The organism is Vibrio sp. 10N.247.311.47 (assembly GCF_041467535.1).
Classification (GTDB): domain Bacteria; phylum Pseudomonadota; class Gammaproteobacteria; order Enterobacterales; family Vibrionaceae; genus Vibrio; species Vibrio crassostreae_C.
Genome location: NZ_JBFSUR010000028.1, coordinates 1 through 21,642, shown reverse-complemented (window position 1 = coordinate 21,642; position 21,642 = coordinate 1). Strand labels below are relative to the sequence as shown.

At 44.0% G+C, this 21,642-nt stretch carries 24 protein-coding genes and 1 riboswitch; of the genes, 11 read left to right on the top strand and 13 right to left on the bottom strand.

The genetic code is table 11. From position 1 onward, the window contains the following. Positions 1-60: 60 nt before the first annotated feature. Entirely contained in the window at positions 61-1,281 is a 1,221-nt protein-coding gene (gene glgC / locus AB6E51_RS17615; RefSeq protein WP_372059084.1) for a glucose-1-phosphate adenylyltransferase, read from the bottom strand. A gap of 400 nt (positions 1,282-1,681) precedes the next feature. On the opposite strand from glgC, the gene ompW reads away from it, so the two are divergent. Next, a complete protein-coding gene (gene ompW / locus AB6E51_RS17610) occupies positions 1,682-2,311 on the top strand; it encodes an outer membrane protein OmpW (protein ID WP_372059085.1) in 630 nt (209 codons plus the stop codon). A gap of 202 nt (positions 2,312-2,513) precedes the next feature. Continuing rightward, positions 2,514-4,322 carry a choice-of-anchor I family protein gene (locus AB6E51_RS17605; RefSeq protein WP_372059086.1) on the top strand — a complete coding sequence of 603 codons (1,809 nt, stop codon included), beginning with the start codon at positions 2,514-2,516 and terminating at the stop codon, positions 4,320-4,322. Positions 4,323-4,429: 107 nt separating this feature from the next. Here the strand turns inward: AB6E51_RS17605 and AB6E51_RS17600 are convergent, their stop codons facing one another. Continuing rightward, positions 4,430-5,149: an SDR family oxidoreductase gene (locus tag AB6E51_RS17600; RefSeq protein ID WP_372059087.1), complete on the bottom strand. Its 720-nt coding sequence runs from the start codon at positions 5,147-5,149 to the stop codon at positions 4,430-4,432. Positions 5,150-5,358: 209 nt separating this feature from the next. Between AB6E51_RS17600 and AB6E51_RS17595 the strand changes: the two genes are divergently transcribed. Continuing rightward, positions 5,359-6,264 carry a LysR family transcriptional regulator gene (locus AB6E51_RS17595; protein WP_102429229.1) on the top strand — a complete coding sequence of 302 codons (906 nt, stop codon included), beginning with the start codon at positions 5,359-5,361 and terminating at the stop codon, positions 6,262-6,264. Between the two features lie 47 nt (positions 6,265-6,311). Here the strand turns inward: AB6E51_RS17595 and AB6E51_RS17590 are convergent, their stop codons facing one another. After that, positions 6,312-6,650, bottom strand: coding sequence for a helix-turn-helix domain-containing protein (locus AB6E51_RS17590; protein WP_004741127.1), 339 nt, complete (start codon positions 6,648-6,650; stop codon positions 6,312-6,314). Positions 6,651-6,755: 105 nt separating this feature from the next. Between AB6E51_RS17590 and AB6E51_RS17585 the strand changes: the two genes are divergently transcribed. Then, positions 6,756-7,523 carry an SDR family oxidoreductase gene (locus tag AB6E51_RS17585; RefSeq protein ID WP_280532545.1) on the top strand — a complete coding sequence of 256 codons (768 nt, stop codon included), beginning with the start codon at positions 6,756-6,758 and terminating at the stop codon, positions 7,521-7,523. A 134-nt stretch (positions 7,524-7,657) separates the two neighbouring features. Beyond that, positions 7,658-8,311 carry a cupin domain-containing protein gene (locus tag AB6E51_RS17580; RefSeq protein ID WP_102449299.1) on the top strand — a complete coding sequence of 218 codons (654 nt, stop codon included), beginning with the start codon at positions 7,658-7,660 and terminating at the stop codon, positions 8,309-8,311. 77 nt (positions 8,312-8,388) lie between these two features. Here AB6E51_RS17580 and AB6E51_RS17575 read toward each other — a convergent pair whose 3' ends face one another. Further along, on the bottom strand, positions 8,389-9,027 hold the full coding sequence (locus AB6E51_RS17575) for an NAD(P)-dependent oxidoreductase (RefSeq protein ID WP_372059088.1): 639 nt from the start codon (positions 9,025-9,027) through the stop codon (positions 8,389-8,391). Positions 9,028-9,181: 154 nt separating this feature from the next. On the opposite strand from AB6E51_RS17575, the gene AB6E51_RS17570 reads away from it, so the two are divergent. Then, positions 9,182-10,078, top strand: coding sequence for a LysR substrate-binding domain-containing protein (locus AB6E51_RS17570; protein ID WP_372059089.1), 897 nt, complete (start codon positions 9,182-9,184; stop codon positions 10,076-10,078). 131 nt (positions 10,079-10,209) lie between these two features. On the opposite strand, the gene AB6E51_RS17565 is transcribed toward AB6E51_RS17570, so the two are convergent. Further along, positions 10,210-11,058, bottom strand: a complete 849-nt coding sequence (locus tag AB6E51_RS17565) for a hypothetical protein (RefSeq protein WP_372059090.1) — start codon at positions 11,056-11,058, stop codon at positions 10,210-10,212. 381 nt (positions 11,059-11,439) lie between these two features. Beyond that, a complete protein-coding gene (ribB, locus tag AB6E51_RS17560; RefSeq protein WP_004733029.1) occupies positions 11,440-12,096 on the bottom strand; it encodes a 3,4-dihydroxy-2-butanone-4-phosphate synthase in 657 nt (218 codons plus the stop codon). A 188-nt stretch (positions 12,097-12,284) separates the two neighbouring features. After that, positions 12,285-12,435, bottom strand: a riboswitch (FMN riboswitch). 386 nt (positions 12,436-12,821) lie between these two features. Here ribB and AB6E51_RS17555 point away from each other — a divergent pair. Further along, positions 12,822-13,568 (top strand): phosphatase PAP2 family protein, encoded by a 747-nt coding sequence (locus AB6E51_RS17555; protein WP_017064917.1) that lies wholly within the window; start codon positions 12,822-12,824, stop codon positions 13,566-13,568. A 53-nt stretch (positions 13,569-13,621) separates the two neighbouring features. On the opposite strand, the gene AB6E51_RS17550 is transcribed toward AB6E51_RS17555, so the two are convergent. The 3 genes from AB6E51_RS17550 to AB6E51_RS17540 all read right to left on the bottom strand — a co-directional run bounded on the left by AB6E51_RS17550 (position 13,622) and on the right by AB6E51_RS17540 (position 16,221). Then, entirely contained in the window at positions 13,622-13,984 is a 363-nt protein-coding gene (locus AB6E51_RS17550; RefSeq protein ID WP_017065872.1) for an MmcQ/YjbR family DNA-binding protein, read from the bottom strand. Positions 13,985-14,062: 78 nt separating this feature from the next. Beyond that, positions 14,063-14,788 (bottom strand): sulfite exporter TauE/SafE family protein, encoded by a 726-nt coding sequence (locus AB6E51_RS17545; RefSeq protein WP_170962367.1) that lies wholly within the window; start codon positions 14,786-14,788, stop codon positions 14,063-14,065. Positions 14,789-15,009: 221 nt separating this feature from the next. Then, positions 15,010-16,221 carry an MFS transporter gene (locus tag AB6E51_RS17540; RefSeq protein ID WP_372059091.1) on the bottom strand — a complete coding sequence of 404 codons (1,212 nt, stop codon included), beginning with the start codon at positions 16,219-16,221 and terminating at the stop codon, positions 15,010-15,012. 29 nt (positions 16,222-16,250) lie between these two features. On the opposite strand from AB6E51_RS17540, the gene AB6E51_RS17535 reads away from it, so the two are divergent. Next, positions 16,251-16,400, top strand: a complete 150-nt coding sequence (locus AB6E51_RS17535; RefSeq protein ID WP_017061698.1) for a hypothetical protein — start codon at positions 16,251-16,253, stop codon at positions 16,398-16,400. A 460-nt stretch (positions 16,401-16,860) separates the two neighbouring features. Beyond that, positions 16,861-17,475, top strand: coding sequence for a YitT family protein (locus AB6E51_RS17530; protein ID WP_017065874.1), 615 nt, complete (start codon positions 16,861-16,863; stop codon positions 17,473-17,475). Between the two features lie 136 nt (positions 17,476-17,611). Here AB6E51_RS17530 and sigZ read toward each other — a convergent pair whose 3' ends face one another. Further along, positions 17,612-18,196, bottom strand: a complete 585-nt coding sequence (gene sigZ / locus AB6E51_RS17525) for an RNA polymerase sigma factor SigZ (protein WP_372059092.1) — start codon at positions 18,194-18,196, stop codon at positions 17,612-17,614. After that, the gene (locus AB6E51_RS17520) at positions 18,180-18,476 is read right to left on the bottom strand and encodes a helix-turn-helix transcriptional regulator (protein ID WP_004733042.1); all 297 of its coding nucleotides are present in this window, start codon (positions 18,474-18,476) and stop codon (positions 18,180-18,182) included. Before AB6E51_RS17520 ends, sigZ begins: the two co-directional genes overlap by 17 nt. Positions 18,477-18,709: 233 nt before the next feature. On the opposite strand from AB6E51_RS17520, the gene AB6E51_RS17515 reads away from it, so the two are divergent. Next, entirely contained in the window at positions 18,710-19,810 is a 1,101-nt protein-coding gene (locus AB6E51_RS17515; RefSeq protein WP_372059093.1) for a permease, read from the top strand. Positions 19,811-19,912: 102 nt separating this feature from the next. Here the strand turns inward: AB6E51_RS17515 and trmY are convergent, their stop codons facing one another. Beyond that, positions 19,913-20,512 (bottom strand): tRNA (pseudouridine(54)-N(1))-methyltransferase TrmY, encoded by a 600-nt coding sequence (gene trmY, locus AB6E51_RS17510; RefSeq protein WP_004733046.1) that lies wholly within the window; start codon positions 20,510-20,512, stop codon positions 19,913-19,915. A 256-nt stretch (positions 20,513-20,768) separates the two neighbouring features. Between trmY and AB6E51_RS17505 the strand changes: the two genes are divergently transcribed. Beyond that, on the top strand, positions 20,769-21,293 hold the full coding sequence (locus tag AB6E51_RS17505) for a DUF3087 family protein (protein WP_017070390.1): 525 nt from the start codon (positions 20,769-20,771) through the stop codon (positions 21,291-21,293). Between the two features lie 135 nt (positions 21,294-21,428). On the opposite strand, the gene AB6E51_RS17500 is transcribed toward AB6E51_RS17505, so the two are convergent. Next, the coding region (locus tag AB6E51_RS17500) for a hypothetical protein (protein WP_372140022.1) at positions 21,429-21,642 on the bottom strand (214 nt) is incomplete at its 5' end.

Genomic DNA, 21,642 nt, shown 5'->3' with positions numbered 1-21,642 from the left:
AGAAGGCAGCGAATTCGCTGCCTTTTTTCGTTTAAAGAAAAGCTATTTCAACGTTAAAGGTTACTCTTCAAATTGGTAAGAAGAGGGCACCACAATCACGCCTTGTTTTGATATGTGGAAGCGTTTCGCATCGGCAAGGCTATCAAGACCGATCTGGGTTCCGTCAGGCACCTTAACGTTCTTGTCGATGATGCAGTTTTGTATGTGGCAATTTTTTCCAATCTCAACATCTTCAAACAGAATACTATCAATCACAATCGCGGCATTGCTGACTTTCACTTTCGGGAAGAAGATTGAGTTTTGCGCTGAGCCACCTTCAATCACTACGCCATTCGCGATCATCGAGTTGATGAAAATCCCTTGATTTCCCTCTACCGAAGCAATGGTTCGTGCGGGTGGCAGCTGCGGTTCGTAAGTACGAATTGCCCAATCAGGTTGATATAAATCGATAGGCGAAGCTGGCTTTAACAGGTCCATGTTGGATTGGTAATAAGAGTCGATAGTACCAACATCTCTCCAGTACGCATCTTGGGTCACTCGGCCTTCTTCATCCCCAAACTTGTATGCGTAAACACTGTTGTTGCCCACCAATTTAGGAATGATGTCTTTACCAAAATCGTGGCTTGAGTCTGGATCTTCTGCGTCTGCCAATAATGCCTGTGTCAGTACTTCTTTATCAAAGATGTAAATTCCCATTGAAGCCATGCTTCGAGTCGGCCTACCAGGTACACATGCAGGGTAACGTGGCTTCTCGGTAAAGTTATTGATCTCTAGAGATTCATCTATCTCCATCACACCAAACTCTTTGGCTTCGTCAATCGAAACCTCCATGCACGCCACGGTTAGGTCGGCCTCGTTCTTTTTGTGCTGCTTGAGCATTGGCGCGTAATCCATGCGATAGATATGGTCACCGGATAACACCACCACATGCTTGGCTTCACTGCGAGAAAGCAGATACAAGTTTTGATAAATTGCATCGGCAGTACCGCTGTACCAGCTATCACCGGTTCGCATTTGTGGGGGAACATTGGTGATGTATTCGCCGAGCTCGGGGTTAAGCACCGACCAACCATCTCTCAAATGTTTTTGCAAAGAGTGAGACTTGTACTGAGTCAGCACTAAAATTTGGCGTAGCCCAGAATGTAAGCAGTTCGCGAGAGTGAAATCGATGATTCGATATTTGCCACCAAAGGGTACCGCAGGTTTTGCACGGTTATCAGTGAGAGGGGAAAGCCGAGAGCCAACACCGCCGGCCAGAACGATTGTTAGAGTGTCTTGCATGATCAGAACCTCAATGTATTTATGATTATGAACATAGACTTGCAAGCACTAAGCCAAATGTAACTCATTGAATATTATACGCGGCAAGATTGATTCTTGTAGAGCTGCACCAAAATGATGCGTGCGAGATATTGGCTTGCTCTATTTTGATCCAAAGAGAGCTGAGCAAAGTGAAGGGATTGGATTAACAAAATGACGCACGGAAAAGTTGCATTACAAAACTGTCAATAAAATGAAGAGATAAAGTGATCGGGTCGATATAAATTTACATAAATAATCACAACTTTTCACAAATTGATTTCCATCAATAAAGTAGGGTTATTCTATGATACCTTGCACGCAAAATAAGAAATGATTACTCATTCACCAACAAAGATTAAGCCCCCAAAAGGAAATTATAATGAAAAAAACAGTATGTGGTATTGCGGTTATTGCGGCTCTTATGTCAACCAATGTTCTTGCTCATAAAGAAGGTGATTTCATCATCCGTGCAGGTGCAGCAACGGTATCTCCTAACGATAGTAGTGGCGCTGTGTTGAATGATCCAAATACAGAATTCTCTGTAGACTCAAACACTCAACTTGGTTTGACTTTTGGCTACATGTTTACAGATAACATCAGCTTTGAAGTATTAGCTGCAACCCCATTTTCTCACAATATTTCTGCGACTGGTCTTGGTGAAATAGCTGATACCAAACATTTACCACCAACGTTTATGGTTCAGTATTACTTTGGTACCGCAGAGAGTGACTTCCGTCCTTATGTAGGCGGCGGCATAAACTACACGGTCTTCTTTGACGAAGGTTCGAAGATCGATGGATTGAGCGATGTATCACTTGATGACTCTTGGGGCTTGGCGGCAAACATCGGTATGGATTACATGATCAACGACGATTGGTTCTTGAATGCGTCAGTTTGGTATATAGATATTGATACGACGGCTAAATATAATTTGGGCGGTACTGATTACTCTACAGACGTTGATATCGACCCATGGGTATTCATGATAGGTGGTGGTTACAACTTCTAATCAACCTTTTAAGTTTATTAAAGGCGCTCAAGCACCAGCCAGCTTGGGCGCTTTTTTTTGCTTGCTCGTTAATTAAACGCTCAATCTAACCTAGTGTTGTTATGGGTAAAGCGAACTGATTGTCGTCATTTATTGTTAATAAAAGAGAAAGATAACTGTCATAACAGCCCTCTATGATCGCGGTTCTAATTATGGAGGATATATGAATCGTAAATTTAATAAGCTGACTTTATTACTGCCTATCGCGGTAAGTTCTGCTCTGGTTGGGTGCTCTCAGTCAACTTCAATGACTGCAGGATCATCTCAAACATCACTTGATGCTTTTAGCCTTCAATGCCAATCCATTCAACAACCGAACAAGACAGATGCCACTGTTACCGGAATCAGTCTGGTTGGTCGTGCTATTGCCGACGCCCCGTTTGATACCTCAGCAGCCGAAATCGTCAGCTACGATTCATGTACCGATAAGCTTTATGTTGTGAACGCTCAAGCGCAGAAAGTCGATGTGTTATCAATGAACTCAGCTAGCGAACCAACATCTTCGGGTTCTATTGATCTTCAATCAGCGGCTGCAGCTTCGGGTGTTGATATTGGTGCAGCGAATAGTGTGTCGACTCATCAAGGATTAGTTGCTGTCGCTATTGAAAATGCCGACAAGCAACGAAACGGCATCATTGCACTTTATCGTTCAGACACATTAGAGCTGATCACCACTTACACAGCTGGTGCACTGCCAGACATGGTGAGCTTCTCGAAAGATGGTCGCTATATTGCCTCTGCAAATGAAGGTGAGCCGAATGCGGATTACAGCATTGACCCTGAAGGTTCAGTGACACTGGTGGATTTAACTTATGGTCCTCTGCAAGCAAGAGTCACGCAGATCGATTTTAAGGCATTCAATCAAGGTCAGCCTCGCCATGCAGAGCTGACCGACAAGGTTCGAATCTCTGCGCCGAATGCAACCGTTGCTCAAGATCTAGAACCTGAATATCTAACGTTTGCTGATAACGGAAAACTCTACGTTGCCCTTCAAGAGAACAACGCATTGGCAGCCATTGATGTGGCGAGTGCACAAGTCGATGCAATTCTGGGATTAGGCGGCAAGCTTTGGGATACCGCTCAGTTGGATGCGTCAAACAAAGACAAAAACATCGGTAATCTACAAAGCTACGCAATGTTAGAAGGCCTTTACATGCCAGATAGCATCACTAGCTACAGTGTTGAGGGCAACACCTATATTGTGACTGCGAACGAAGGTGATGGTCGTGAATATGGCATCAAGACCACGCAAAAAATATGTGATGAGAAAGGTTTTGAGTGGGACGGTGACGATTATCAAGGCACCGAAAACTACACCACAGAAAAAGACTTTTGTATCGCGCATGTCGATGAAGTACGCGGCAAGAAGTTAGACGTTGACGCTAACCACCCATTAGCAGGCGCGTTGAAAGACAACAAGCAACTTGCTCGTCTTAAAGTGATTAAGCCACAAGGGACACTCGCTGCTGACCAAGAGATTCAAGCATTCGGTAGCCGTTCTTTCTCTATTTGGGATGAGTCAGGCGAGTTAGTGTTTGATAGCGGTGATGATTTTGCTCGAATCGTACTTGAGCAAGATCCTGCAAACTTCAACAGCACCAATGATAACAACCAAAGCGGTGACGATCGTAGTGATGATAAAGGTGTAGAGCCTGAAGCGATCGAAGTGGCTGAGATCAACGGCAAGCACTATGCCTTTATTGGACTTGAGCGCCAAGGTGGCATCATGGTTTACGACGTAACACAGCCTAAGAACGCAAGTTTCATCAGCTACTTGAACAACCGAGACTTCACACAACCAGTGTGCACTAAGGTTGATGAAGACGGTGATTGCGACAACGATACTTACAACTTTAAAGCGGGTGACCTAGGTCCTGAATCAATTAAGTATTTTACGCGTTCAGGTAGCCACTTTATCGCTGTCGGCAATGAAGTGAGCGGTAGCACATCAGTTTACCGCGTTGAGTTCTAATCTCGCTTACTGCTAGCAATTAGATTGAATCAAAATAAAAGCGCCACAACTTGTTAAGTCGTGGCGCTTTTTTAGTTCATCGCTGATTTAGTCGCGATAGCAAAGGCCTATGGCTGTTGCTTAGTTGGTGCTAGAGCAATCTCACGGATACATACGTTCTGTGGTTGTTGGTAAGCGAATGATACAGCGCGAGCAATATCGTCAGCTGCCAATACACCGCCCATGTCTTCTTTCCAAGAATCGTAACCGTCTTTGATCTCTTGAGATGTAGTGTGAGACAGAAGCTCAGTCTCAACAGCACCCGGTGCGATAGTAGTAACACGAACATTTGAAGCTGCTACTTCTTCACGAACGTTCTCAGAGATAGCGTGTACCGCGAACTTAGTACCACAGTAAGCAGCGTGGCTTGGGAATGTTTTCTTACCCGCAATTGAGCTGATGTTGATGATAGTACCTGTGTTGCGTTCCATCATAGGAGCAAGTACAGACTGCATGCCGTTTAGAAGACCAATCACGTTTACATCGAACATTGTCTTCCACTCTTGTGCGTCTTGAGTATCAATTTGACCAAGAAGCATTGCACCAGCATTGTTGATAAGTGCATCTACAGGGCCAAACTTCTCTTCACCTTGTGCGATTGCTGCATCAAAAGACGCTTTGTCTGTTACGTCTACTTTCACAGATAGAGAGTTTGGTAGGTTCAGCGCTTCAAGGAGGTCAATACGACGAGCTAAAAGTAGTAGAGGGTGACCTTCATCGCTTAGACGACGAGCGATTGCTTCACCAATACCAGAGCTTGCACCTGTAATTACGATTAGTTTTTTCATTTTATTTCCTCTGTACTTTTATTGCGTCGGTTGGCTACGACGTATTGTTTAAGTGCATTCGAATCAAGTGCTTGTTGCCTTGCTTCGTTGCGATGGAGGTATATTAAGGAAAATAGAATTGTTGATATATAGCACTTTACTTGAAACACTGTTGCTGTGGTGCAACAATAAAGCGTCTATCTCATAACTTCACAAGTAAGCTGGCGGCCATGCTCAATCAAATTAACCTGTCTGATATTCGTTCTTTCGTGCTTATCGCTCGTTTAGGTAACTTCACCAAAGCGGCGGAGGAGCTGGATGTGTCACGCTCTCACGTATCACGCCAAGTGAGTAGCCTAGAAAAGCAAATGGGAGTGACTCTGTTTATCCGCACTACTCGAACCTTAAGGCTGACTCACGCTGGGCAAGATCTGTACGCGAGATGTGAACAAGCCTTAGATAATATAGACCAAGCTCTGATTGCTGCTGTGGATGATGTCGAAGAAGTACGTGGCGACATAAAAGTAAACTGTGTTGGCGGTTATTTGGGTGAAGTGATCATCGCGGATCTGGTCAATGAGTTTATGCAGCTCTACCCAGACATCAGCATCAGCCTTGATTTCAGTAGTAACCGAGTCGATTTGATTGAAGACGCCTTTGATATCGCTTTTCGTATGGGGAGCTTAGAAGACGCGGGCTTTATCGCAAGAAAGCTATTGGATATTGAAATGGGAACACTCGCGAGCCCTGAGTATTTCACTCGCAAAGGGAAGCCAAGCCATCCTAAAGATCTGATCCGCCATGATTGCTTAACCGGTTCGGTGCGTAAGTGGAGCTTTCAAGCACTGGACGATACTAAGAAAACAGTCGATGTGCATGTGACGGGCAGGTTGCAATGTAAGAATGGACGAGTGTTGGTACAGGGCGCGAAGTCGGGCAACGGAATTATTCGTGTTCCAACTATCTATTGCTTACAAGAACTCAACGACGGGCAACTGCTGCAAGTGTTTGATGAGTGGATAGTGCCTAAAGTGGACTTTTCAGCGATCTACCATCGAGACCGCTATCAACCAAGTCGAATTCGAACCTTCATTGATTTTGTAAAAGGTCGCTTTGAGCAAATGCCAGTCAGCTAAATAGTGCGTGCTGTCCATTATTTGGAATAGAGTGGATTTGCTTGGGCTTACATCTCGTCGATTTCGTTTTGTAGACTTTCCAGTTGATCCAGAATCAGTAAGAACTTCTCACCAAAGGGCGTCACTTGATATTCAACTCTTGGTGGGAGTTCGTTGAACATCTGCTTATCCAAAATCCCAAACTCAACATTTCGCTTCAAGCATTCATTCAATACTTTGGTCGATAACCCTTCGACCGAGCGCACCATTTCACCGGGGCGATTAATGCCATTTGCCAGTAATTGGTAAACCGTTAGCGACCATTTACAGCCGTAGATGGTTTCGACCATACGAGCGGAACGCTCTGGTGCCGATTTTCTTGAAAAAAAGTTTTCCTGATTTTTCATAAAGATGTACCAATAAGTACCTACCTAACCGATTTGTACTTACTATTCATAGTGTTAGTTCAAAGCCTAAGATTACCACGTTCACATGACTTAGGAGATAACAAAATGAACTTCACTAAAAATGGTATTGCAGTCGTAATTGGTGGCACAAGCGGCATGGGCTTTGAAACAGCGAAGCAGTTAGTCGCTCAAAACATCCATGTGCTGGTTGTCGGTAATAACCCAACTAAGTTAGATAAAGCGGTGTCAGAACTTCAATCACTAGGCCACGCTTCTGGTTGGCAAGCTAACCTTTATGATGATGCGAGTGTGTCTCGCCTTATTGCGTATTTAGAGTCGCTCGAAGAAGGTATTGGTTACCTTGTTAATGCTGCAGGTTACTTCAACCCTAAAGCGTTTATTGAGCACCAAGAATCTGATTACGAGCAATACATGCAGCTTAATAAAGCAACCTTCTTCATTACTCAAGCGATAAGCAAGTTGATGATCAAGAACGGCGGCGGCAGTGTGGTTAACGTTGGTTCTATGTGGGGTAAGCAAGCAATCAAAGCGACGCCATCTTCTGCCTATTCAATGGCTAAAGCTGGCCTGCACGCATTAACACAACACATGGCAATGGAACTGGCTGAGCATAACATTCGTGTGAATGCGGTTTCCCCGGCTGTGGTTAAAACACCGATTTACGAATCTTTCATTAAGCCGGAAGAAGTGGATCAAGCGTTAGAAGGCTTCAACGCGTTCCATCCGATTGGTCGAGTCGGTTTACCGAAAGATATCGCTAATAGCATCTCTTTCTTACTGTCAGACAGTGCTGATTGGGTCACGGGTGCAATCTGGGATGTTGATGGCGGTGTGATCGCTGGCCGTAATTAATTAGGCTTCTTTTCAGGAGGCTGTCGCGTAGGCAAATAGCAGCGAGATGGCCTCCTTGATGAGTATTCGCGTAGAATAGAAACGAGAAAGACAACAATAATAATTAAAACGATAACAAGAGTAAGGTCGCCATTATGTTCAACATGGACTTTTCAAAGAGACTGGTTATAGAAACCGAGACATTAGATTGGATCGCGAGCCCTGCCAAAGGGGTATGGCGTAAGCCGCTTGAAAGAGAAGAGAAAGAATCAGGTCACACGACCAGTGTTGTGAAGTACGAACCGGAATCTTCGTTTTCTGAGCACCCGCATCCGCAAGGCGAAGAAATCTTCGTGTTAGACGGTGTTTTCTCTGATGAAACTGGAGATTTCCCTGCCGGTACTTATATCCGTAATCCCCCGGGCAGTGCGCATTCTCCATCAAGCAAAAATGGCTGCACGATCTTGGTGAAGCTCAACCAGTTTGATGCGAGAGACTTAACTCAAGTTCGCATTAATACTCTAGAAACAGAGTGGCTTCCGGGTATTGGTGGTTTACAAGTGATGCCACTGCATGAATTCGAGCACGAGCATGTCGCTTTAGTGAAGTGGCCTGTTGGCGAACGTTTTCAGCCGCACCGTCACTTTGGTGGTGAAGAGATCTTTGTGTTGTCAGGCACTTTTAAAGATGAGCATGGCGAGTATCCAAAACACACATGGATGCGCAGCCCTCATATGAGCGAGCATTTCCCTTATGTGGAAGAAGAGACGGTTATCCTAGTGAAAACGGGTCACCTGCCATTGGATTAAAGGAATGCTCAATATAAAGATGAGAAAGCCGCATTGTTTTGAACAAGCGGCTTTTTTAGTTTTTATATATGAGCTGACTAGTAAGCGACACCAATACGTTGGCGTGGGAACTTGCCAGCTTCTAGTTCATCAATCATCGCAATAGCGTAATCGCTGACGGATATTTTGCTGTTGCCATCTTCGTCAGTGAGCAGTTGATCACCACCTGTGCGGTAGGTTGATAGCTTATCGCCCGGGAAGATTTCCGCAGCAGGGCTAACGAATGTCCAGTTAACCTTGTCATTAGATTGTTTGAACACTTCAAGCGCTTCACCCTGTGCTAGCGCTTCGTTTTTGTAGTCCGCAGGGAAGTCAGGAACGGTAACTAACGGTACGTTTGGCGCCACTTCTAATGAGCCTGCACCTCCTACCCAAAGTAGACGTTCGATGCCAATGCTTGGCAATGTATCAAGCAACTTAACTGCTGTGTTTTTTACGATGTCGTGATTGCCTAGAGCGCGTCCACCAATCGAAGCAATTACCGCATCAACGCCTGAGAAAGCGGTCGCTAGACTTGCTGCTTCATCTTGTAAATCAAATGAACGAACTTCAACATCGCTGATTTCTACGCGACTTGCATCTCTTACAACAGCAACAACTTCGTGTCCGCGAGATTGAGCTTCTTTAGCTATGTGACTACCAATCCAACCTGATGCGCCTAATACTGCAATTTTCATAATGTCTCTCCAATTATCTAATTTATTGAGTCTGTTTCTCGACAGCCATTGCAGTCTAATAGCTCACTAGATTGCGATAAATATCGTGAAATGATGTAGATTGTATCTATACAGTTATCTAATAGGCTTGGTTAAGTCGGTAAGGGAGAGTGTGATGGACAGGTTGACGGCGATGCGTAGCTTTGTTGAAGTCGCAAATTGCGCCAGTTTTACTCAAGCAGCAGAGCATTTGGACATGAGCCGTTTACAGGTTTCACGTCATGTTCAAGAGATAGAAGGGTGGCTGAAGCAGAGGCTATTACATAGGACGACTCGAAAGGTGAGCTTAACCGCGGCAGGGGAAATCGCTCTGCAGCGCTGTGAGAAGATCCTCCATGAGACCGCTGAGCTAGAAGTTACTTCACTCAATCAAACCGATGATCTTTCTGGAACCATTCGAATTGCAGCTCCGATTGGTTTAACTCAGCACATGTTGTTGGATGTGGTCGAACAGTTCACCGAGCGCCACCCTAATATCACGGTCGAACTGTTTGCCTCAGACCGCTTTACTCAGCTGGTGGATGAGAGGATCGATATTGCACTTCGTTATACCGATCAACCTGATGATAGTTTGATTGCACGAAAGCTAATGGTTATTGATTCAGTGGTGTGTGCCTCGCAAGCCTACTTAGACAAACATGGTGAACCTGAAACGGTCGAGGCGCTTCGACAACACAATTGTTTTCGTCACTTGAATGTTTCTAAGTGGGATTTTGTTAAGGACAATCAACACTATTCAGTTGAGGTGTCTGGCACTATCAAGGCTAATGATGTTGGAGTGCTAACTCGCGCCGCACAGCACGGGAAAGGGGTAATTCATTTACCTTGTGACTTAGCCAACCCACTGATTGCGAATGGCAAATTGATACGAATATTGGATGAGTTTGTTTCACCGAGTAGTGTGCTGTGGGCGGTGTATTTGTCTCGTAGTTATCAGCTGCCGGTTGTTCGTCAGTTCATTGATTTTGCCGCAGAAGCTTGGTCTAGCGATATCAAATCTGGCGATGTTTGAAACTTCATAGGCAATGATACATAGCGATAGAATTTTAAAAGCCCATAAATACAAAAATCCGATATCAAAGGTGATATCGGATTTGAACTCAATAATTCAGAGTTCCAGCACGCTCTCCTCTCACGAAGTCTTTATATGTAATGATGCACGGATAATCGGGTATTTATTACCTTATCGTTGATGCTAGGTAAAGGCTGATACAAGCTTTTGGTAATGTCTGATAATACTTGGTCGTAGACTTGCGATACCACAGTAGAGATATCACTGGTTAACTCGTACATGCTATCTGCTGGTTGGGTCGCTTCAGTGCTTGATGCGATCTCGGTAAGTGCATGCATCGCACGTGTACAAATGGGTGACCCACTGCTGATAGGGCAGATAATCGATAATTGGTTGAGTTTGCGGTGTGTCTGAGATGCGTAGAATTTGAATCTCGCATACTCCTCAGGCTTCTCCATATCAGGTATGCACATTCTCAGCTTGGTCAAGATCTCCATGCAGTCTAAGATCTGTTGCCAATTCATGTGGTATTCACTACTCATGTCTTCTCGCTCAGACTGGATCAGCCAGATGATCATCACTTCATCCATCAAGAACATGCTGTGGCGAATTGTTTTGCCATGAATCGATTGGTTACGCACCAAGCTGCGGTTTTGCCAGTCGCTGTGCATGGCAATGAGCTTAAGGTGATAGATGCGATACATAGGGCGACTATCAAACGAAACATGAGATTGAAGCAATTCAGAGGCCTCAAGTATGTTGTCGTAAATCTCGTTCACTTTACGAATCGAGTCGCTAGACAATTTATACGCCAGAGCGTAATGCGTTGCAGCGCGATGTTTACGTGATAACAGCAATAGCTCTCTAAGCAAAACTAAGGTTTCGAACCGGTGTGATAGCGCTGTTTCTCTCTTCCTTGAGAAATGATACAGGGCGGAAAGTACTAATAGGGATAAACCCACTGAAATAACTACAAACATATTCTACTCCTAATATCTGTATACCTACTTAGTGGTAGTGCAGACACCGTGCCAAAATATATAATTGTTAAATTTCAATTGCTTATGTTTTTTCTCTATTTATGGATGTTCAATAATGGTGCATGACTTCACCATTCGAGTGAATTTTTCTCATATTTTGCAGGACTTTTTGAGAGGTTACGCTTTTCTTGTGACTAGGTTGGGGAGGCTTCGATAGGTAGGGACACTTCGGCGATCAATCTCTAGCTCGTCTCAAAATACGGAAATTAAAAAGGCCTAATTCTTTAATGCTATTTACTAGAAACAGCATTAAAGAATTAGGCCTTTCAATATTTATTAGCGATCCAATTATCGCCAGCGCTGGACACTGACGATTAAGCGTTATGCAAGCTTAAGGTCGAACTCAGTGCGGTACATAACCATATCTTCAATGGTCAGTACTGGCATGTTGTGCATTTTACCGAAAGCAACGATCTCTGGCGCTTTTGCCATCGTGCCATCTGGGTTTGTTACTTCACACAGTACACCGGCAGATTGAAGACCAGCCATTTGCATAAGATCCACTGTGCCTTCTGTGTGGCCGCGACGAGCAAGTACACCACCTTTACGAGCACGCAATGGGAATACGTGGCCAGGGCGAGCAAGGTCAGTAGGCTTAGCTGTTGGATTTGCAGCTGTCTTGATCGTTGTTACACGGTCAGCGGCAGAAACACCTGTTGTTACACCAACTTTCGCTTCGATAGTTACGGTAAACGCAGTTTGGTTTGCGCTGTTGTTATCAACAACCATAGGTGGAAGTTCAAGTTGGTTCGCTTGCTCGTCAGTTAGACACAGACACACAATGCCGCTGCATTCGCGGATCATAAGCGCCATTTGAGCATTCGTCAGGTGTTCTACTGAGTAGATGATGTCGCCTTCGTTCTCACGATCTTCATCGTCAAGTAGAAGTACGCCACGACCTTCGCGTAGAGCTTGCAGTGCGTTTTCAACGCGAGTGATTGGTTCGCCAAATTCGGCAAGTAGTGAAGACTGATTCATGGTTAAACTCCTAAAATATCACCAGAATCAGGGCTGTATGAGGGATCTCAACCGAGCACAACAAAGCCTACTCATTACAAGTCAACTTTAGCTCATTATGGTTTTATCCAAAACGAAATGCACCCGCCTAAGTTGGAGGTACGAACCCAACTCACGCGGGTACGCCTTTCCAACTTAAACGAGTGTGTTTTCATTCTCTCTCATCCGGACTATAACCGTCGGCTCTGGCATCTCACCAGATCTGCTGACCTCGACGAATCGAGCGCTCGCGGGCTTATCTTTAGATTTTGCTAAGGACATACCGCCGGTGGGGAATTTCGCCCCGCCCTGAGAATAAAAATTAATAATCTGTTTTGCTTTTGAAAGCAGACCAGATGGTAATCCTTTCAATAGTGGATTTAAAGGACTGACAGCAAAGTTTTTAAGATTCTGGCCTTATAATCCGGTAAGTGTTCACTTTATCAGCAGAACGCGTCCGGTAGTCTATTAATGGGATGATGCCTTTGTCTCGTCTGGTTTCAGTGGTTTTTGCTATCTCTATGAACATAAATGGATGTTGAACATTATTGGTGCTGGCGTGGCTGTTCACCGAATCAATACTCAAGAGGTCCATTAATCGAATATTGTTACACCATGACGGCTGACTGACCGTTTTGACATAAAATTGATATTGACGATGCTAAGCTGCGATAGCATCCGACCACTTTATCTAAAAGATCTTAGCCATGACTTCTCTGTTCTCTAACAAATCCAAAGGCTTATTACTGCTCGTTCTAAGTTTGTATTCCCTCATACCCTTTTTGATCTTTGGATCTGACTTCGACCTTGGAAGTGCTGTTTTGCCTTTCTATGGCGCCTTCATAACGTTTGTGACTTACTCTGCGGGCAATCAAGGGTTCTTGGTAACACTAGCGATTTTGTCTTTAGTATTGTTCACGATGAAGTTTTCCAAAGCGAAGTTAGTCAGTCTTTGTCTGCAGCTCGGCTTGTTGTTGGTGCTTAGCTTTGCAGCGAAAACCTTCTTAAAGCATTCCACTGAGAGCCCTCGTCCTTATTCTGAGTATTTGGTGACGCAGGAAGTGGTTGATATGCCGGAAGTGTTTTACGAATTACCATTGGTTGAAAAGAATGCTGCGATTGAGTCTGTACAAGATAAGGTGAGCGAGTGGCGAACGCGTCACTGGTTGGGTGAAACTGACTACTCTTTCCCATCTGGACATATGATTTTCGTCGGTGTGTGTTTGGCGTTCTTTGGTGGTCTTCTCCTAGAGGCGAAACGCTTTTATCTAGTCGGCGGTTTACTAGTTTGGGCTGGTGGTGTCGCCTATAGCCGTGTTTGGCTTGGCATGCATCGACCAGAAGACTTAGCCGGATCTATTGCCTTTGCGGGTTTGATCTATTTATTGGTGCCGCTTATCTCAGAGCAAAAAATAGAACGCTATTTACCTGCATTTTTGAAACAGACTTCTTAGGGATCCGTCCTCACTGCAAAAGAAGGGCTCAGATTAGCAGTACGTAATAAACGCTACTGATTGAGCCCTAGCTCTGCTTGCTTCTTTTTGGTTAGACCTAAGGACACAATTCGGTGTGACTCAATGAGATAGTATCTCAGCTCCTCATCCCTTTCTGGCGTGCTTTCAAACAGCTGAATCCATTTCATACCGCGTGAAGCAAAGTAGGGTGCGGGTTTATAGCCCGGCTCTTCTTTGAGAAAGTCGAAATTCTGATCGGACGCCTTGAAGATAAACGCAGGCTCATCTTTCGGTCCCCAACCACCAATCGCAAACACCTTGCCACCGACTTTCCAAACGTGAGAGTTATTCCACTGCATCACATAACTGGTTGCAGGCAGTGACTCGCAGAATGCGTTGAATTCGTCGTAAGTCATAGAGCGTCCTTTTATCTACTGGGTGTTTGTGTTGGTTTTCTAAGATGTCTTTCTTCTTCTTGTCTTTATCGCCAATAACTAGCCAGCTAAACCCTGCCAGATTGCCGTAAAGCCACTGAGAGAACATAGCAGTAATGAACCAATGCGTATCTTCTCTTTAGGGATGCTTTGTGTCGTCATTAACGCCACTTTGTAACCCAACCAAGCAGCAGGCAGCAAAGGTATAGTGATGATCAAGTGGTGTAGCGTGAAGAAGCCAATTGGGATCTGTACAACCAACGAAATGATCGAACTAAACACGAAAAACGCAGAAAGGTTACCACGAAGCTGATTGGCATCTTGGTGTTGGAGTAGCAGTGCCATCGGTGGACCACCAATACCAGAACTGGTGCCAAAGAACCCAGAGAAGAACCCCGCAATACCCATCTTAGTTGGGGTTGGTTCGAGTCTAAAGGGCAGTAGGCTAACAATCACGGCAAATACTACCAATAAGCCCAACCATAGTGATAACACGCTCGTTGAAACCATCACCAACAAAGCACCACCTGCCAGTGACCCAGGAATACGGCCCAGCAATGCGATTTTTAATCCGCCAATAGAGATATTTGCTCTATGTTTAAAAGCGTTGAATAACGAGATAAACAGACCGATCAAACAGATAGGCGCAGGCACATAATCTGGAGAGACCAAAAACAGCAGTGGGGCTGCAACAATGGCCAAACCAAAGCCGATTGCGGTTTGCACAAACGAGCCGACAAAAATGAGTGTCATTGCGATAAGGACAGTCTGATCTATGTATTCCATAAGCCTGCGGATTAGTTTTAAAGGAGCGGGTGGATACTATAAATGAAAACTAAAATAATAGTCTTATTATTCAGTGAGCTTTATGCCAGTTTCGCTAGTTATAATTTCTACTATAACGACCAACAAAAAAGCGAGTGAGTATCTCAGGATGCTTCCTTTCAATACTCACTCGCTTTATTGGAACGACTTGTTTACGCTAGTGGGGGAGTCAGCATAAAACGTTAAGCCATTGCCAATTTCAGTCGCTCAATGGGCTTGTCATTGATTGGTAAATGGATAAGTGCTGCTGCAAATGCCAGCACCACCGTTGACCACCAGATTGGCTCGTAAGAACCGTAGTAATCGTAAATACGACCACCCACCCAAGCGCCTAAGAAGCTACCCACTTGGTGAGTAAAGAATACCAAGCCGTACAACGTTGATAGGTAACGGGCACCGAAGATCTGACGAACTAAGCCAGACGTTAGCGGAACTGTACCCAACCAACAGAATCCAATGGCCGCACCGAAGATAGCCGCGGTTGATTCAGTCACAGGCAGAGTCACAAACGCACCGATAACCACAGTACGCACTAAGTACAGTGCAGACATAACGTGGCGTTTGCTGAACTTGTCGCCCATTACACCCCAGAAGTAAGACCCAAAGATGTTGAAGATGCCAACGTAAGCCAGTGCCATCGCAGCGCTGCTCGCGGGTAGGTCTTTATCTGCTAAATAGCTCGGTAAGTGCGTTGCGATAAACATTACGTGGAAACCGCACACGAAGAAGCCCGCGTGAATCAACCAGTAACCTTTGTGAGCAAACGCTTCAGACAACGCTTCTTTGAGTGTTTGGTTCTCTTCAGCTTGCGCTTGTTTGTTTGAGGCTGCTTTAGGCGCTCGCATGGACAGCGCAAAAGAGATCATCAAACAACACAGTACGCCAAACACTTGCATCGCACTCTGCCAGTCAAATTCATTCAGCATGTATTGTGCGCCCGGAATTACCGCGAACATACCAAATGAACCTGCAGCCGTGGTTAAGCCAAACGCCTTAGCCGCGTGCTCTGCTGGTACAACTTTCGCTACTGCGCCAAGCACGATCACGTAACTTGTCGCACTCAAGCCAAGACCAACCAGTGCGCCTAACGAAACGTAAAGCATGCTCGATTCGGTAGAAATTGAGGTAAGAAGTAAACCCAAACCGTAAGCACATGCGCCAGCAATAATGATGCGTCTTGCTCCCCATTTGTCAGCGGCCATACCAACAAAAGGTTGGAACACACCGAACAATAAGTTTTGTAGAGCAATAGAGAAGCTGAAAAACTCTCGACCCGTGCCGAAATGCTCTGAAATTGGCATCATGAAAATGCCGAATGATTGTCTGATCCCTAGACTGATAATAAGTGTGCCTATCCCTAGCCATACCAGTAAAGGAAAACGGAAAATGCTCATTCTAATACTCTTAAATTAATGGTGGTGATGTGAGTGGTCTTGCGCTGACATGTGTTGGTCAGTCATCTCATGGTGATGTTCGTGCCCAGAATGATCATGCCCTGACTGCTGGTGGCAACCACTGCTTACGGCATGCTGAGCCAAGAGATCAATCAATGGCTGACTGTGATGCACAATAACCAAACTAATGACGAGGAATAACGTCATTCTGGCAAGTTGGGCAAAAAGAGATTGTGAAAACATACGGTGTTGACATGCGCTCAATGTTGTAAGAAGTCGCGCATCATAGTGATGAGTCGGGTATGTATCAAATGACCATTTGTGATGTAGTCTATGCGTTTTATGCATAGATTGTCGCTTGATTGGAATTGGTATAAAACGCGCTCAATAAATAAGAAAACTTGAAGCTCGTTAGTTAATAGAAACAAGTATCTAATTAAGAATGAAAGTCTAAATTAAGGCTTATAACTAGCTGTTTAATTTAAAGTTTCACAAAGCTGTAAAAACTAATATACAAACTAATCACTAAGCAACATTGCTCGTTCACTCGACTTATCTGTCAAACATCGTAAATTTGGGCATAAATCGTTTCAAGACTACTGAAACGCGATGTTAAAAGATTCAGGGAGAGTCATTCACATGGATAAAGATCATAATCTTCGCGAAAACTTACTGGCACTGATCTTAGGTAGCGCATTGGTTTCACTCGGCGTTATCTTTTTCAACCAAGTCGGTTTGCTCACCGGGGGCACGGCTGGTCTAGCGATCTTCATTACCAAAGTAACAGATTTGAGCTTTGGCCAAGTATTCTTCGCACTTAACTTACCTTTCTATATTTTGTCGGTTGCTCGTATGGGCTGGCGCTTCACAATCAATACGTTTATCGCGGTTTCGATTGTTTCGTTCGCCGTGGATCACTTGTATCACGTGATTCAAATTGCCGAAATTCATGCATTGTATGCAGCTTTACTTGGTGGTGGCTTGATTGGTACCGGCATGCTGGTGATTTTCCGTCACAAGATGAGCTTAGGTGGCTTCAACATTCTGGCGTTGTTCTTACAAGAACGTTTTGGAATTCGAGCAGGTAAGGTTCAGATGGCATTAGACTGCACGATTGTTGTGCTTTCTCTGTTCATTGTTGATGTGTCATTGGTTCTTCTGTCTGTGCTTGGTGCGATAGTCACCAACTTGATTCTAGCAATGAATCATAAACCGGGGCGCTATCAACCTGTGGTAAAAGCGGAAGCAGCATAGTTCGGTTCGATCAAGCACTAGGTTCGCTTAAGCACTCGATTCGCATAAACAAAGCGTGATTTGCAGATTATGAAACAACAAAGCCAGCATTAATTGCTGGCTTTGTTCTATTGAAATAACGGATTCGATGTAACGATTAACACTTGCCGCAGCTGGCGTTCGGCTTAAGCTCGCAATCAATCACATTGCCTTGTTGATCAAGGGACAAGTTACAACACTCTTCAAACAGGTTCTTAAGATCAGCACGGCTTTTTTGCACGCGGGATTTAACCGTTGAATAGCTGACGTTCTGCGCTTCTGCGATCTCTTTTTGGCTTTGGCCTTTGATGTCGACCGCAAGCAGTAGCGATGAACTTTGTTCTGGCAATGCCTTAATAAAAGGTTCAATACACAATGAAAGTTTCTGCTTAAATTCAGAGTCGTGGTCTAAATCGGTAAACCACAGATCTTCAGCATCAATTTGGCTATCACGTTGTTGGCGTGCATGCTTACGGTAGAAGTCGATAATGGTGTTGTTGGCTAACTGGAACAGCCAAGCCTTAACACTGCTAGCATCTTGTACCTTATCTAAGTTCTGATAGGTCTTAATCAAGATATCTTGGAGCAAGTCGTCTACATCCGCAGAGTTGTTGACCTTTGAATGCAGGAATGACTTTAATGCTTGCTGATACTCGGCCCAGACTTGTTCGAGCTTCAAAGGTGCATTAGTTGCACTGTTCATTTACGCAACATTCGTCTTGTAAGAAATCAATCACACCTTCTAGGCACTCATACTCCGCCACGCAGAATAGAGTTCTTCCTTCTCGTCTTTGGCTGATTAGGCCCGCAGACGCCAAGCTTGATATGTGGTGAGACAAGGTAGAACCGGGAATGCCTAGCTCTTCTTGTAGGCCGCCAACTGCAATGCCTTGGTAGCCAGCTTTAACGACACTCTTATAAATGGTTAGGCGAATAGGGTGCCCCAACTCTTTAAGTGCTTTCGCAACGACTTCTAAGTTCATATTAACTCCTCAAGATTTAATTTCGATGTTAGTCGAAATGTATGTCGAATTCAAATTTAAAAACGGTGTCTATGTAAGTTATTGAAAAACTGTGTTTTTGAAAATTATTTCGATTTTTATCGAAATAATGCTTGTTCTGGAGCTGTTTATTTCTATAATTCGAGAATATTCGAAATTAAGGATTGGTTACTTTTCTCATAGAGCCCGACCTTCAATCCAGTTTGGAGTTAATTATGAGCAATGAAATGTTAACAATGCTGAAAGACGCACTTGATATGTTCGCTTTCTTAGCAGTAGAGCTAATTATCTTTTTCTTAGCGATCAGCTACATTGTTGGGATTCTTCAAGAGTTCCTTACACCAGAACAGATTCAATCTATCCTGAGCTCACGTAATGGTAAGGGTTATGTAGTAGCAGCACTACTGGGTGCAATTACACCTTTCTGTTCATGTTCGACCATTCCTTTCTTAAAAGGATTGCTGCGTGCAAGAGCGGGTTTCGGTCCAATGATGGTGTTCCTATTTGGTAGCCCACTATTGAACCCAGTGATCATTGGTTTGTTTGTGATTACCTTCGGTTGGCAAGTTGCTGTGTTCTACTTCCTTGTAGCAATGACGGTGTCTGTAGTGGCTGGTTACGCACTTGAGAAGCTTGGCTTTGAGCGTTACGTAAAACCTGAAGCGTATGAATCAACAGGTTCAGCTTCAAGCTGTGGCACTAGCTGTGGTGATTCTGATCCTAAGAAAGCAGCACCGGTTAAAGCGGAATCTTCATGTGGTACAAGTGCATGTGGCGAACCTGCACCAGTAATGGCAAAAGAGACATCTTGCTGCGATTCTAAAAAAGAAGAGCCACAAGTAACGGTTTCATGCTGTTCAGCGGATGGAAGCGCAACAGCTGAAATCGTAGAGAAGAAAGAACCTAGTCGTTGGATGAGAATTTGGTTCTCAACTTGGAAAGACTTCAAACAAGTTTTCCCTTACCTAATGATGGGTATCGCGATTGGTTCATTCATCTACGGCTTCATTCCTACAGACCTAATTGCACAGTACGCTGGTGAAGGTATGTGGTATGCGATTCCAGTAGCTGCCGTGATTGGTATTCCACTGTACATTCGTGCTGAAGCGGTAATCCCATTAAGTGCAGCTCTAGTACAGAAAGGTATGGCGTTGGGTTCAGTAATGGCATTGATCATTGGTAGTGCAGGTGCAAGTTTGACGGAAGTTATCCTGCTTAAATCAATCTTCAATAACCAAATGATTGCAGCATTCCTATTCGTTATCCTAAGCATGGCGATGGGTGCAGGCTTCCTATACAGCTTCATCTTTGGTTAATCAGGTCTGATTTCGAGATAACACCATTGATACAAAGAGATAGATAATAAAAAAGAGCTCACATAGTTGAGCTCTTTTTTGTTTAGCTTATCAGTCCGGAGGCTAGAAACCGCGAATATCCAGCTCATTATTGATCAATACAACGCACTGAGAAGCAAACAGCATGTTCGGGCCTAAGCTGATTTTTTCTGTCCCTAAGCGCTTTAAGCTGTTGTAGCTTTTCTTCGGCATAGGGATGTGATCAGTAAGAAGGAAACATGGGTTTTCAGCAATCTCTGCATCACGGATAAAGTCACCTTTCTTATCCATCATGTATAGCTGGTGGTCTTCAGCCAGTTCTTTGACCAACTTTTCAAAGCTCATCGTACGAACAGTGATGCCCGGTTCTACCTGACGTGTTTGTTCTTTTGTCATGCCTTGAGAAGCGTCAACCGCTCTTACTACCGCAGATAACAGTGCAGATTCATGAAAGCCGCCAATGTTGGTGATTTCATTTGAATCGAATGTAATGGTACGTGAAAAGTCTTTAGTACTTTCTAGCACAAGATGCACGGTGACATTCTCACGGTGAGATTGAGCAACGAAGATCGTGTTCATCAGAGTATGAGCCAGAATCTCAGTATGAGCGTCTTGCCCAACACCTTCTAAGATAAGTTTGCTCTCTGTAGGGGCTGCGCGAGCGCGTAATACAAATGAACGCATGGAATGTACCTTGTCAGTATGTGATAAAGCGAAACGGACTTTATCAACATGAATTGATGAATAACCAAAATTGTGGCGGTATGTAACTCTTTTCTATTAATGAAGTCAAATGGAGTTGCACTTAGCACCAACCCGCGAACTTTGAGTATTAAATAGAGAATGACCACATTACAAGACGGTAAGGGTTGAAGCGAACCAATGTTTACATAGATAGTATGCGCAAAATTATAAAGTGACTTACATAAGGAAGCTGTCGGTGAAGTTACAGAAGATTAATAAAGAAGAATATAGAAAGAAGATGAACCTGTTGTTGGTGTCATTAGTTGGGTCACTTGCATTGTTTGCCATTGTATTCGGCACCATTCTGATCGAATTGTTTGGCTCGGCGACTTCAATTACTGGTGAATCGACAGGGAACTTTCATTTGAACGTACTTGGGGTGATCTTATCTGTCGCTTTGAATGCGTTTATCGCAAGCCGAGTGAAAGGGCATGAGTATTTCAAAGAAGCGCTTTATGTTTGGAACCTGAAACAAATCCACAATCAAATCTATCGTAAGCTCAAGCGCATTCAGCCAAAAGCGGAACAAGGCGACCGAGACGCGCTGACTATCCTTTACTTCTATTACACTACGCAAAAACAGGTATACGACCTAGACAATAATACGTTGACGATAAAAACGGTTCAGCAGTCGCTAGATAACATCGTAGAGCTGAGTGATAAATGGAGTATTGAACTAGATATAGAGGTATTTTCGAAAGATTTAGTCGCGAAATTTTAAGTGATATGCCTGTAATTGTATGAGCTTTGACCTGTGAAAGACGCTTTTGACGTAAAAGTAGACACTTAAGCAACTTTTTTGAATTTTTATCAAAAAAGGGGTTGCCATGTTTACGATGATCTCTATAATGCCGCCTCACTGACACGGCAGACGCCACAAGGCTTCAGCGGTAATCAGCAAGACGGAAAGTTCGAAACAAATTAATTTTAAAAAGTGTTTGACACTTAAGATTAAATCGCTAGAATTCACGTCCGCTTTCAAGGGTTTCTTTGTAAAAAGAAAGTTTCGATAAGCAAAGCTCTTTAACAATTTAAACCTATCAATCTGTGTGGGCACTCGTTGATGAATA